Source organism: Paragemmobacter ruber (genome assembly GCF_009908315.1).
Lineage (GTDB): Bacteria > Pseudomonadota > Alphaproteobacteria > Rhodobacterales > Rhodobacteraceae > Paragemmobacter > Paragemmobacter ruber.
On the sequence record NZ_JAAATW010000004.1, the window covers coordinates 220,814 to 233,360 of the forward strand.

12 protein-coding genes are annotated in these 12,547 nt (G+C 68.1%); 6 read left to right on the plus strand and 6 right to left on the minus strand.

Going from position 1 to position 12,547, the window contains the following annotated elements; all coding sequences use genetic code 11:
• The first annotated feature begins 404 nt into the window (after positions 1-404).
• Genes gpmI through GU920_RS17095 form a run of 4 tightly spaced genes read left to right on the plus strand, consistent with a single transcriptional unit; the run spans position 405 to position 4,929 of the window.
• A complete protein-coding gene (gene gpmI, locus GU920_RS17080) occupies positions 405-1,922 on the plus strand; it encodes a 2,3-bisphosphoglycerate-independent phosphoglycerate mutase (protein ID WP_161768325.1) in 1,518 nt (505 codons plus the stop codon).
• Positions 1,919-3,049: a murein hydrolase activator EnvC family protein gene (locus GU920_RS17085; RefSeq protein ID WP_161768326.1), complete on the plus strand. Its 1,131-nt coding sequence runs from the start codon at positions 1,919-1,921 to the stop codon at positions 3,047-3,049. Before gpmI ends, GU920_RS17085 begins: the two co-directional genes overlap by 4 nt.
• 7 nt (positions 3,050-3,056) lie before the next feature.
• The gene (locus GU920_RS17090) at positions 3,057-4,406 is read left to right on the plus strand and encodes a S41 family peptidase (protein WP_161768327.1); all 1,350 of its coding nucleotides are present in this window, start codon (positions 3,057-3,059) and stop codon (positions 4,404-4,406) included.
• Positions 4,407-4,446: 40 nt separating this feature from the next.
• Positions 4,447-4,929, plus strand: a complete 483-nt coding sequence (locus GU920_RS17095; RefSeq protein ID WP_161768328.1) for an RNA pyrophosphohydrolase — start codon at positions 4,447-4,449, stop codon at positions 4,927-4,929.
• Positions 4,930-4,961: 32 nt separating this feature from the next.
• Here the strand turns inward: GU920_RS17095 and GU920_RS17100 are convergent, their stop codons facing one another.
• From GU920_RS17100 to GU920_RS17115, 4 genes are all read right to left on the minus strand, one after another.
• A complete protein-coding gene (locus GU920_RS17100; protein WP_161768329.1) occupies positions 4,962-6,005 on the minus strand; it encodes an LLM class flavin-dependent oxidoreductase in 1,044 nt (347 codons plus the stop codon).
• Between the two features lie 218 nt (positions 6,006-6,223).
• Complete coding sequence (locus GU920_RS17105; protein WP_161768330.1) at positions 6,224-6,976, minus strand: NYN domain-containing protein; 753 nt, start codon at positions 6,974-6,976, stop codon at positions 6,224-6,226.
• Positions 6,977-7,034: 58 nt separating this feature from the next.
• The gene (gene ybaK, locus GU920_RS17110) at positions 7,035-7,505 is read right to left on the minus strand and encodes a Cys-tRNA(Pro) deacylase (protein WP_161768331.1); all 471 of its coding nucleotides are present in this window, start codon (positions 7,503-7,505) and stop codon (positions 7,035-7,037) included.
• A gap of 132 nt (positions 7,506-7,637) precedes the next feature.
• Positions 7,638-8,774, minus strand: coding sequence for an S-(hydroxymethyl)glutathione dehydrogenase/class III alcohol dehydrogenase (locus tag GU920_RS17115; protein ID WP_161768332.1), 1,137 nt, complete (start codon positions 8,772-8,774; stop codon positions 7,638-7,640).
• Positions 8,775-8,948: 174 nt separating this feature from the next.
• Between GU920_RS17115 and GU920_RS17120 the strand changes: the two genes are divergently transcribed.
• Positions 8,949-9,242, plus strand: coding sequence for an I78 family peptidase inhibitor (locus tag GU920_RS17120; protein ID WP_161768333.1), 294 nt, complete (start codon positions 8,949-8,951; stop codon positions 9,240-9,242).
• 61 nt (positions 9,243-9,303) lie between these two features.
• On the opposite strand, the gene GU920_RS17125 is transcribed toward GU920_RS17120, so the two are convergent.
• The gene (locus GU920_RS17125) at positions 9,304-9,741 is read right to left on the minus strand and encodes a c-type cytochrome (RefSeq protein ID WP_161768334.1); all 438 of its coding nucleotides are present in this window, start codon (positions 9,739-9,741) and stop codon (positions 9,304-9,306) included.
• 175 nt (positions 9,742-9,916) lie between these two features.
• On the opposite strand from GU920_RS17125, the gene GU920_RS17130 reads away from it, so the two are divergent.
• Positions 9,917-11,653, plus strand: coding sequence for a Y-family DNA polymerase (locus GU920_RS17130; RefSeq protein ID WP_161768335.1), 1,737 nt, complete (start codon positions 9,917-9,919; stop codon positions 11,651-11,653).
• Positions 11,654-11,700: 47 nt separating this feature from the next.
• Here the strand turns inward: GU920_RS17130 and GU920_RS17135 are convergent, their stop codons facing one another.
• Positions 11,701-12,459 carry a 2OG-Fe(II) oxygenase gene (locus GU920_RS17135; RefSeq protein WP_161768336.1) on the minus strand — a complete coding sequence of 253 codons (759 nt, stop codon included), beginning with the start codon at positions 12,457-12,459 and terminating at the stop codon, positions 11,701-11,703.
• Positions 12,460-12,547 lie beyond the last annotated feature (88 nt).

Genomic DNA, 12,547 nt, shown 5'->3' on the forward strand with positions numbered 1-12,547 from the left:
GGCCGCGGGCGGGGGCGCGGTGACGGGTCGGGCAGTAGCGGGGACGGCGGTGGCGGTGTTCCCGGCGCTGTGACGGACGGGGGCATTGCTGGGCCTTTTCGGGAGGGGGCGCGGGCGGATCGGACAGCCGGGGCGCCCGTGTCGCGCCTATGCGGCAGTGGATTGGGCGGATGGGACGCCGCCGCTGGACGTTGCGAGGGTTTGATCGGAGGGGAGAGGCGCCGGGGGCTGCGGCCCCACTGTGCTGGCGGAAGGTGGGTGCTGGTCGTTGATGTGGAACGGCGCCGCAGGCAGGGCGGCGCAGGCAGGGCGGCGGAAAACTTTGGCCGACAGGGGTGCCGCGCGTTGCCCGGCGGGGCCGGGGGCGGTATGGGAGGGGCAAGACCACGAAAGGGTAGCCTGCCATGACCGTTCCGAAGCCTGTCGTCCTGTGCATCCTTGACGGCTGGGGGCTTTCGGACAGGCGCGAGGGCAATGCGCCCGCGCAGGCGGATGTGCCGCATTTCAACCGGCTGTGGGCGACCTGCCCCCGGGCCACGCTGACGACGCATGGCCCGGATGTCGGGCTGCCGCGCGGGCAGATGGGCAATTCCGAGGTGGGGCATACCAATATCGGTGCAGGCCGCGTGGTGGCGATGGACCTTGGCGCCATCGACCTTGCGGTGGAGGACGGGTCTTTCGCCGCGAACCCCGCGCTGGTGGCCTTTGCCGACAAGGTGAAGGCGGCGGGCGGGGCGGCGCATCTGATGGGTGTGGTGTCGGATGGCGGGGTGCATGGGCATATCGTGCATATGCTGGCCGCCGCTCGGGCGATCACCGCGCTGGGGGTGCCGGTCTGGCTGCACGCGATCACCGATGGGCGGGATGTGGCGCCTTCGTCGGCGCAAGGCTTCGTGGCCGATCTGGTGGCCAAGCTGCCCGAAGGCGCCCGGGTGGCGACCGTGATCGGGCGCTATTGGGCGATGGACCGCGACAACCGGTGGGAGCGCGTGGGCCGCGCCTATGCGGCGATGGTGCAGGGCGCGGGCGAGACGGCGCCGGATGCGGTGGCGGCGGTGGCAGCATCCTATGCCAAGGGCGAGACGGATGAATTCCTCGCCCCCACGGTGATCGGCGATTACACGGGCGCGCGGGATGGGGATGGGCTGTTCTGCCTGAACTTCCGGGCGGACCGGGCGCGGGAGATTCTGGCCGCGATCGGGCAGCCGGGGTTTGATGCCTTCGACGTGGGCGCGCGACCGGCGTGGTCGGCCCTGCTGGGGATGGTGGAATATTCGGACGCGCATAACGGATACATGGCGACGGCCTTTCCGAAGCGGGTGATCGTGAACACGCTGGGCGAATGGGTGGCCAAGCAGGGGCGGACGCAGTTCCGGCTGGCGGAGACGGAGAAATATCCGCATGTGACCTTTTTCCTGAATGGCGGGCGGGAAGAGCCTTTTGCGGGCGAGGATCGGCAGATGCCGAAATCGCCCAAGGTGGCGACCTATGACCTGCAGCCCGAGATGAGCGCGCCCGAGGTGGGGGCGGCGCTGGTGGGGGCGATCCGCAAGGGCTATGATCTGATTGTGGTGAATTTCGCCAACCCGGATATGGTGGGGCATACCGGCGATCTGGGGGCGGCGATCCGGGCCTGCGAGGCGGTGGATGCCTGTCTAGGCGCAGCGGTGGCGGAACTGGAGGCCCGGGGCGGGGCGATGATCGTGACGGCGGATCACGGCAATTGCGAGATGATGATCGACCCGGGGACGGGTGGGCCGCATACGGCGCATACGACGAACCCGGTGCCGGTGATCCTGATGGGCGGCCCTGAGGGCGCCGTGCTGCGCGCGGGGCGGCTGGCCGATCTGGCGCCCACGGTGCTGCATCTGATGGGCCTGCCGCAGCCGCCCGAGATGACGGGGACGAGTCTGATCGCATGAGGCGGCACCTGTCCCTTGCCCGGAAGGCGATGCTGGTCGCGCTGCTGGGGCTGGCCCTGCCTGCCACGGCGCAGACCGTGGCCGAACAGGCGGGGCAGGCGGCGGCCGATCTGCAGGCGGCGGTGGCGGCGATGGAAGAGGCCGAGGGCGCGCGTGATCGGGTGGCCGCGCTGACCCAGACGATCCGCGCCTATGAGGATGGTCTGGCCGCATTGCGCGAGGCCTTGCGGCAGGCATCCCTGCGCGAGACGGCGCTGAACCTGCAGTTCAATGCAGAGCGCGAGCGGATTTCGCAGCTGGTGGGGGTGCTGGGGCAACTGGAGGCGGAGCCGGGGCCTTTGCTGCTTTTGCATCCGACGGGGCCGCTTGGAACGGTGCGGTCGGGCATGATGCTGGCCGATGTGACGCCCGCCCTGCAGGCCGAGGCGGCACGGCTGCGGAGCGAGTTGCAGGAGTTGCGCGATCTGCGCGCCTTGCAGGTGGCGGCGGGCGAGACGCTGGCGCGGGGCCTGAGCACGGCGCAGGCGGCGCGGACGGCGCTGAGCCAGGCGATCAGTGACCGGACGGAACTGCCGCGCCGGTTCACCGAGGATCCCGATGTGCTGCGCGGGCTTTTGGAGAGTGCCGATACGCTGGAGGCCTTTGCCGCGGGCCTTGCGCCGATGGGCGGGGATGTAGAGGATTTCGCCAGCGCCAAGGGGCGGCTGCCGCGCCCGGTGCTGGGATCGGTGTTGCGCCGCCCGGGCGAGGCGGATGCGGCGGGCGTGCGGCGGCCGGGGCTGACGATCGCCACGCGGCCGCGCGCCCTGGTCACCGCGCCGTGGCCGGCGACGATCCGCTATCGGGGGCCGCTTCTGGACTACGGAAATGTGATGATCCTCGAACCGGGAGACGGCTATCTTTTGATCCTCGCGGGGCTTGGTTCCGTCTATGGTGAGGTGGGCGAGGTGGTGGCGCAGGGGGCGCCCCTTGGCCTGATGGGCGGGGCCGAGCCGGAACTTGCAGACATGCTTGCGGCGTCGGAAGATGGTGGTGGCGCGCGCGAGACGGAAACGCTTTACTTGGAACTGCGGCAGGGTGCCGAACCGGTGGACCCCGAACCCTGGTTCACCGAAGGAAGGGAATGAGACCGAGATGAAGAAGTTCGTGATGGCCGCGCTGGGCGGCACGGTGGCCGGGGCTTTACTGACGACGCAGGTGGCCGGGCCGCTGATCGCGCAGGAGGCGGAGCGGAACGAGAATGTGTACCAGCAGCTGGATCTGTTCGGTGACATCTTCGAACGCATCCGGTCGCAATATGTGGAAGAGACGGATAGCCAGCAGCTGATCGAGGCGGCGATCAACGGGATGCTGACGTCGCTCGACCCGCATTCCAGCTATCTGCCGCCCGAGGATTTCGACGACATGCAGGTGCAGACCCGGGGTGAGTTCGGGGGGTTGGGCATCGAGGTCACGCAGGAAGAGGGTTTCGTGAAGGTCGTCTCGCCCATGGATGACACGCCGGCAGCGGCGGCGGGGATCGAGGCGGGCGATTTCATCACCCATGTGAACGGCGAAAGCGTGATGGGCCTGACGCTGGATGACGCGGTGGAGATGATGCGCGGGCCGGTGGGATCGGAGATCATCATCACCGTGGTGCGCGAAGGCGTGGACGAGCCGTTTGACGTGTCGATCATCCGCGACACGATCAAGGTGACGGCGGTGCGTAGCCGCGTGGTGGGCAAGACCGTGGTGCTGCGGATCACCACCTTCAACGACCAGACGACTCCGGGGCTGGAAGAGCAGATGGCGAAATCGGTCGAGGAACTGGGCGGGATGGAGAATGTGGACGGCTTCGTCATCGACCTGCGGAACAATCCGGGCGGGTTGCTGACCGAGGCGATTTCGGTATCGGACGCGTTCCTTGAGAAGGGCGAGATCGTTTCCACCCGCGGCCGCGATCCGGCGGATGGCGAGCGGTTCAACGCGACACCGGGCGATCTGACGGAAGGCAAGCCGATCGTCCTGCTGATCAATGGCGGGTCGGCCTCGGCCTCGGAGATCGTGGCGGGGGCGTTGCAGGATCACCGGCGGGCGATCGTGGTGGGGACGAAGAGCTTTGGCAAAGGGTCGGTGCAGACGGTGGTGCCGCTGCGCGGAGATGGTGCGATGCGGCTGACGACGGCGCGGTATTACACGCCGTCGGGCCGGTCGATCCAGGCGCTTGGGGTGATGCCGGATATCGTGGTGAACCAGCCGGTGGCCGAGCCGCCCGCAGAGGGCGAGGAGGAGACTTCGGCCGCAACGGCGCCGTCGTCCGAGGCCGATCTGCGGGGGATCATCTCGAACGATTCGATGACCGAGGATGAGCGCAAGCTGCTGGAGGAAGAGCGCGCCCAGATCGAGGACGCCGCCAAGTTGCGCGACGAGGATTACCAACTGGCCTATGCGGTGGATATCCTGCGCGGTCTGAACGCCGTCGCCCCGGCGGCCAGCCAGAACTGAGCAAAGGGGGCGGGGCCGCGCAGGCGGCCCCGGCAAGAGCATGGTGGATGCCGACAGCCTGCCCTATCGCCCCTGCGTGGGCGTGGTGCTGATCAACGCCCAAGGCGCGATCTTCGCCGGGCAGCGGCTCGATTCCCCGCATCCGGCCTGGCAGATGCCACAGGGCGGGATCGATGACGGGGAAAAGCCCCGCACGGCCGCGCTGCGCGAGCTGTGGGAAGAGACAGGGGTGACCGCGGATCTGGTGGAATTCGTGGCCAAGACGCCCGATTGGGTGACCTATGACCTGCCGCCTGAGCTTTTGGGCAAGGTCTGGGGCGGCAAGTATCGCGGGCAGCGGCAGAAGTGGTTCCTGTTTCGCTTTCTCGGCACAGATGATCAGATCCGGATCGAGACGGAGCATCCGGAATTCAGCCAGTGGCGATGGATCGGGGCGGGGGAGATGATCGCGTCGATCGTGCCGTTCAAGCGCAAAGTCTATGAAGAGGTCGTAGCGGCCTTCCGGCCGCATCTTGCGCCGTGAACGGGCGGGGTTAACCCCGCCCTAGAGGCAGGTCATTGTGCCGCGACCTTGACCCCGGAGACCATGTCCTTGACCAGCGGGATGACCTGTTCGCCATAGAGGCGGATGCTGTCCATCAGCTGTTCGTGCGCCATGGGGCCGGTGGCGTATTTCATGTCGAAGCGCTGGATACCCAGCGCCGTGACCGTGCCTGCGATCTTGCGTGCCACGGTTTCGGGGCTGCCCACATAGAGCGATCCGTGCCGGATCTCCGCGAGGAAACGGTCTGGCGTGACGGGCGGCCAGCCGCGTTCGGCCCCGATCTGATCGAACATTGCCCTGTAATTCGGCCAGAGCTGTTCGGCCGCCAGTTCGTCGGTCGCGGCGATATGGCCGGGGGAATGGACGCCCACGGGTTTGGCGCTGCGCCCCATCTGGGCGGCCGCGCGGTGATAGAGATCGACATAGGGCTTGAAGCGGCGCGGGTCGCCGCCAATGATGGCCAGCATCAGCTGCAGGTCGTGACGCAGGACGCGGAGCACGGAGTCCGGACTGCCGCCCACCCCCACCCAGACCTGCAGGCCGGGGCCGAGCGTGGGATAGACGCGCTGATCCCGCAGCGGCGCGCGGGTCGTGCCAGACCATGTGACAGCCTCATCGCGGATCAGATGCGCGAAGAGGTCGAGCTTTTCTTCGAACAGGCGTTCGTAATCTTCGAGATCATATCCGAAGAGCGGAAAGCTTTCGGTGAAGGAGCCCCGCCCGAGGATCACCTCGGCCCGGCCGCCGGAGATGGCGTTGAGCGTGGAGAACCGCTGGAACACGCGGATCGGATCATCCGAGGACAGCACCGTGACAGCAGAGCCAAGGCGGATGCGGGAGGTGCGGGCGGCGATGGCGGATAGCACGATCTCGGGCGCGGAGATGGCGAAATCGGCACGGTGATGTTCGCCAAGCCCAAGGAAGTGCACGCCGACCGCATCGGCCAGAACACCCTGTTCCACCACATCGCGCAGCACGGCGTCATGGGGCCTGGGCTGCCCGTCCGGGCCGTGGGTGGTGTCACCGAAGCTGTCCAGTCCGAGGTCAATCTGCATGGGTCTTCTCCTGCTGCACGGCGAAGATAGACAAAGGGGGGCGGAATTTACACTGCGGCCTGATGCAGGCCGTCGGTGCGGGCACGCACCGACTGGCGCAACGGTCGCCCAAAACTTTTCCTGAAAAGTTTTGGGCGGCGGGTGCTGAAAATCTTGGTCCAAGATTTTCAGCGGGCGACGGCCAAAATCCTTCGGGAAGGATTTTGGCGTCTTGGGGATCAGGCGACGTCGCGCATCTGCAACTGGCCGCCGGGGCCGGGGCGCACCTCGAAGCGGCTGATCTTTCGGACAAGGTCCGAAAGCTTGGCGCTGCCATAGGTGCGGGTGTCGAAGTCCGGATTGCCTTGGGTGATGAACTGGCCGACCTGACCCAGCGAATACCATTCGGCATCGGGGTCGATCGCGCGCATGGCGGCGATGATGAAGGGGATGGCCTTTGCGGGCGCCTCTTTCGTGCCGGATTTCGGCGTGTCGGGCTGTTCGGCGCGCGGTGCGCCGCGCGCGGGGGCGGGTTCGGGGTGATCTTCGGCCGCGCCAAGGTTTTCGACATAGATGAAGCGCTTGCAGGCCATGCGGAAGGCTTCGGGCGTCTTCTTTTCGCCGATGCCGTAGACATCGAGGCCTTGCTCGCGGATGCGCGCGGCGAGGCGGGTGAAGTCGCTGTCCGACGAGACGAGGACGAAGCCGTCGAAGAGGCCGGAATGGAGGAAATCCATCGCGGCGATGACAAGCCCGATGTCAGAGGCGTTCTTGCCCTTTGTGTTGGAGAATTGCTGATCTGCAACGAGGCCGAGGGCCGCCACCTGCTTGGCCCATCCAGCCAGGCGCTGGGCGGACCAGTCGCCGTAGATGCGGCGGACCGAAGCTTCGCCAAGGGAGGCTATTTCCTCGAAGATTGCTTCGGCATAGCTGGAGGGCACGTTGTCGGCGTCGATCAGCACGCAGAGGCGGGGGGCGCGGGGGTCGGGCATGGGATTGTCCTTTTTCCCCTAGGGTGCGCCTTTGCGCGGCGGAGGGAAAGGGAAAAGGTCAGGCGATCAGGGCGGCGGCGGTGGCCGGGATGGCCGCAAGCGCATCCTGTGGCGCGATGCCGAGGAGGAGGCCGCGCTGGCCAGCGTTGATCCAGACCTTGGTGGCGGTGGTGGCGGTGGCTTCGATCGCCGTAGGCGCGGGGCGGCGGGGGCCGAAGGGGGAGATGCCGCCGACCTTGTAGCCCGTCAGTTTCTCGGCCTTGGCCGGGGGCATCATGGTGGCGGATTTGGCCCCGAAGGCCGCGGCGACCTTTTTCATCGACAGATGGCGGTCGGAGGGGATGACGCAGCAGGCGGGTTTGCCGTCCACTTCCACCATCAGGGTTTTCAGGGTGAGGGCGGGCTTGAGGCCGAGGGCCTGCGCGGCGGCGAGGCCCACGGCATCGGCGCGGGGGTCGTAGTCATAGGGGTGGAGGGTGAAGGGGATGCCCTTGGCCTTGAGGAGCAGGGTTCCGGAGGTTTCGGGCATGATCCTGCTTTCCTGCGCGCTGGAACCAGCTGTTTCCCTGATCCTGCCCCGCGCCCCGGGTCAGGCCCGTGACGGGGCCGCTTGGCCTTTTCCTGTCATCCGGGGCTGGGCGGGGTTCACCCCGCCGCGCCGTCAGAAGACCACCACCGCGCGGATGGATTTGCCCGCGTGCATCAGATCGAAGCCTTCGTTGATGCGCTCCAAGGGCAGGACGTGGGTGATCATCGGGTCGATCTCGATCTTGCCGTCCATGTACCAGTCCACGATCTTGGGCACGTCCGTCCGGCCGCGTGCGCCGCCGAAGGCGGTGCCTTTCCAGACGCGGCCTGTGACCAGCTGGAAGGGGCGGGTTTCGATCGTGGCGCCCGCGGGGGCCACGCCGATGATGATGGACTGGCCCCAGCCGCGATGGGTGCATTCCAGCGCGTCGCGCATCACCTTGACGTTGCCGGTGCAGTCGAAGCTGTAGTCGGCGCCGCCGATCTTGTCGAAGGGGGTTTTGGTCATGTCCACGATGGCCTGGACGACCGAGGTGCCTTCGGGCAGCGACTTGGGGTTGACGAAATGGGTCATGCCGAAGCGTTCGCCCCATTCCTTTTTCTCATCGTTCAGATCGACACCGATGATCATGTCGGCCCCGGCCAGTTTCAGGCCCTGAATGACGTTGAGCCCGATCCCACCCAAGCCGAAGACCACGGCCTTGGCCCCGGCTTCGACATTGGCGGTGTTCAGCACCGCGCCCACGCCGGTGGTCACGCCGCAGCCGATGTAGCAGATCTTGTCGAAGGGGGCGTCTTCGCGGACCTTGGCCAGCGCGATTTCCGGCAGGACGGTGTGCTGGGCGAAGGTGGAGCAGCCCATGTAGTGATAGATGGGCGTGCCATCCAGCATGGAGAAGCGGGTGGTGCCATCGGGCATGAGGCCCTGACCTTGGGTCGCGCGGATGGCGGTGCAGAGGTTGGTCTTGCGCGACAGGCAGGAGGGACATTCGCGGCATTCGGGCGTGTAGAGCGGAATGACGTGGTCGCCGGGTTTCAGCGTCTTGACGCCGGGGCCGCATTTGACCACCACGCCCGCGCCTTCATGGCCGAGGATGGAGGGGAAGATGCCTTCCGGGTCCGCGCCGGAGAGGGTGAATTCGTCGGTGTGGCAGATGCCGGTGGCCTTGATCTCGATCAGGACCTCGCCTTCCTTGGGATCGTCGAGGTTCACCTCCATGATTTCCAGCGGTTTGCCTGCGGCAACGGCGACGGCGGCGCGGGTACGCATCGGATCCTCCCAAACTTGCGATTTGGGCGCAGGCTGGGCGAAAGTGGCGGGAAATGCAACGCGGGAAACGGCGGGTGTTTGCCGGTTCGCGGCGCGGGGGTTGCCTTGCGGCGGGGCGGGGGAAAAGCTGCGGGGCGGATGCAATGGTCATCCGGGCCCTTTGGGAGACTGACGATGCATGTTCTGGCAAAGACGATGGCGGGGCTTGGCCTTGCGCTGGCGGTGACGGCCTGTGTGCCGGTGGAGGCCCCCGATCCTGGCCCGGCGCCCGGCCCGGTGAACCAGTGCGGGGCGCTGGATCTGCAATATCTGGTGGGGGCGCCGGCGGCGCAGCTGGATACGATCCGGTTCAATAAGCCGGTGAGGGTGATCTATCCCGACACGGCGGTGACGATGGATTACAATCCGGACCGGCTGAATTTCCAGATCGACCGGACGGGGCTGATCGCCCGCGTGACCTGCGGCTGATGCGAAAAGGCCCCCGCCGATGGGGCGGGGGCCTGTTTGCGGCGGGCGTGCCGGGCGCGGATCAGCTGGGCGTGCGATAGGTGCTGTGGCAATCGCGGCAGGTGCCGCCGATGGCGCCCATGCCGGCCTGCACGCCTTCGAGCGTGGTGGCATCGACGGCCTCGGCCGCGGTTTTGAGCGCGTTCGCCTTGGCGAGGTAATCTTCCCAGTTCGTCCAGATTTCGGGCTTCGAGGTGGATTTCGGATCGGTCGCCTGCGGTTCGAACTTGGCCGGAATTTCGGTGGCGGCGGCGACGAGGGCGGCTTTCGCGGCCTCGGCTGCGGCGGCGTCGAAGGGGGTTTCGCCCCCGGCCATCTTGCCAAGGATGCCGGTGTTCATCCCGATCGTATCCATCAGGACCTGACGTTCCCGCACGGTGGGATCGGTGGCTTCGGCGGCGATGGCGGCCCCGGCGACAAGGGCAAAGCCCAGCACGAGGGTCTTGGCGGCAAGCTTCATTCTTCGACTCCCTGATGGCAATGGTGCGTCACTCGAACGTGCAGAGTGCCTTGGCTGCGTCACGTTGTCACCGGGGCATCCGGCATTCTCACGGAAAGTTTTCAGGCGCTTGATCGCGGGGGTGGCTGGACTTTTCGGGGCGATGGGGGAAGATCGGAACAAAACTGGAACATCCATGGACCCGAGTCGCCGTCGCATCCTTTCGCTGTGGTTCCCGCGGCTTGCCGCCGAGCGGGCCTTGCGCCTTGCCCGGGGGGGGGCGGCGGGGCTGGCGGGGCCTTTGGCGGTGGTGGGCGACCAGAACGGGGCGCAGGTGATCGTGTCGCTGGCGGCCGAGGCCGAGGCGGCGGGGCTGACGCCGGGGCAGCCGTTGCGCGATGCCACGGCGATGTGCCCGGCGCTGGTGACGGTGCCTGCCGATCCGGCCGGAGAGGCGGCTTTCCTGACGGGGCTGCGCCGCTGGGCGGGCAAGTTCAGCCCTTGGGTTGCGGAAGAGCCGCCTGCGGGGCTGGTGGTGGATCTGACGGGCTGTGCGCATCTGTTCGGCGGGGAGGCGGCGCTGCTGGCGCAGGTGGAGGCGGATTGCGCCGCGCTGGGGTTGAGCCTGCGGGCGGCGATTGCCGATACGCCGGGGGCGGCATGGGCGCTGTCGCGCCATGCGGGGCAGGGGGTGCCGGTGGCGCGCAGCGGCGATGCCATCCAGCAGGAGGCCCATGCCACCCGGTCGCGCGCGGCCAAGCGGCGCGGGTGGGAGAAGGGCGGGGTGCTGCCGGTTGCGGGGGCGGTGGCAGAGGCGGGCCCGCGCGGGGTGATCGCACCGCCGGGCAAGATGCGGCAGGCGCTGGGGCCTTTGCCGGTGGCGGCGCTGCGGCTGCCGCCCGAGGCGGTGGAGGGGCTGGTGCGGCTGGGCCTGCGGCAGGTGGAGGATATCGCCGTGCTGCCGCGTGCCGCGCTGGCGCGGCGGTTCGGGGCGATGGTGCTGCGGCGGCTGGATCAGGCGCTGGGGCTGGAGCCCGAGCCGGTGACACCGGCGGGGGCGCCCCTGCATTTCGCGGCGCGGATCAGCCTGCCCGATCCCATCGGGCTGTTGTCCGATGTAGAGGCGGCGGTGGACCGGCTGCTGCCGGTGCTGTGCGCGCGGCTGGTGCGGCATGGGCGGGGCGCGCGGCGGGTGCGGCTGCAGGCCTTTCGCGCCGATGGGCAGGTGGAGGTGGCCGAGGTGGGGCTGGCGCGCGCATCGGACCGGGTGGATCGCATCCGGCCGCTGCTGTGGATGAAGCTGGGCGATCTGGATGCGGGCTTCGGGATCGACATGCTGCGGCTGGAGGCGGTGCTGACCGAGCCGCTATCACCGGTGCAGCATCGGGCGCCGAGCGCCGGGGGCGCAGGGGATGCGCTGCCGCGCGGGGGCGCGGGGGATGCGCTGCCGCGCGGGGGGGCGAGTGCCGCGCTGCCGCGTGAGGCGGCAGGGGATGCGGCGCTGGACGATCTGATCGGCAAGCTGGGGGTGCGGCTGGGGACCGAGGCGGTGACCCGGTTCCATCCGGGCGAGAGCCATCTGCCCGAGAAGGGCGCGCAGGTGCTGGCGGCGGCGTGGTCGCGGCCTTTTGCCGGGCCGTGGCCGCGGCGGGCGGCGCGGCCCCTGATGATGTTCCGCCCCGAGCCGCTGGGCGCGCCGGAGGGTGATCCGACGCCGCCCGCGCGGTTCCGCTGGCGGCGGCGCGAGAGGGTGACGCGGGTGGCCGTGGGGCCTGAGCGGATCGCGCCGGAATGGTGGCTGGACGATCCCGACTGGCGGTCAGGGCCGCGCGATTACTGGTGGGTGGAGACGGAAGAGGGCGAACGGCTGTGGCTGTTCTATGCCCATGGCGGGGAGGTGTCGGGGGGGTGGTTCTGCCATGGAGGGGATTGAGGGGGGGCGGGGTGAGCCCCCCCTTCACTGCGACGTCAAGGCCGGGGTCAGAGGTCGTACATCACGTTGATGCGGGCCACGTATTTCGGAACGTCGCCTGTCAGCCTCTCGCCCGCGTGGAGGACGGTGTCGCGGTTCGATCCGTGGCGGAAGAACAGCGCGCGGCCGGTTTTCGGGGTGATGGCGGCGCGGCATTCGCCCTGATCGTAAAGCGTGGTGGCGCCGCCTTGCAGGCCGTCTTCGGCCCCGTTGAGGTAGAGAAGCATGGTCAGCATGGAGTGGGTGCCTGCCCATTGCACCATGCGCGCGCCATCGGGTGACAGGCCGAAGCCCGGCCAATCCCCGTCGATATGCAGGTTGAATTCATCCCCCCGGTCGTAGCGGTAGGTGTTGATGCGGTGGCTGAGGACGGGGGACAGGCGGCGGCCGTCCAGTTCCTGCGGCAGGAGGGGGGCGATGCGGCGGAACATCTCGGCCATGGCATCGCGGGGGGCAATCCAGTGGACGGTCTTGTTGCGGCGCATTCCGGGCGGCGTGTTGATGCCGGGGGCGGCGTCGCGGAAGCCCAGCGTTTCGGTCACCTCGATCAGGCGGGCAGATTCGGCGCGGGTCAGCACGTCCTCGATCACGAAGGCGAGCTTGCCGCCGAGGTCGATTTCGGCCCGTTGCGGGGTGGGGGCGTCCTCTGTGCGCAGAAGGTCTGGCATGTCGAGGGCGTAGATCGGCGTGCCGTCTTCATACCCGCCATCGGGCAGGGTGCCGGTGAGGCGGGCGATGACGCGGGATCTGGAAAGAACGGACGGCATGCAGCACCCATGTATGATGTGCTGCCTGTTTGCATGATAACCGGAAATTGGCAAGGTAAACTTACCAATTTCCGGCTGTGGCCGACGG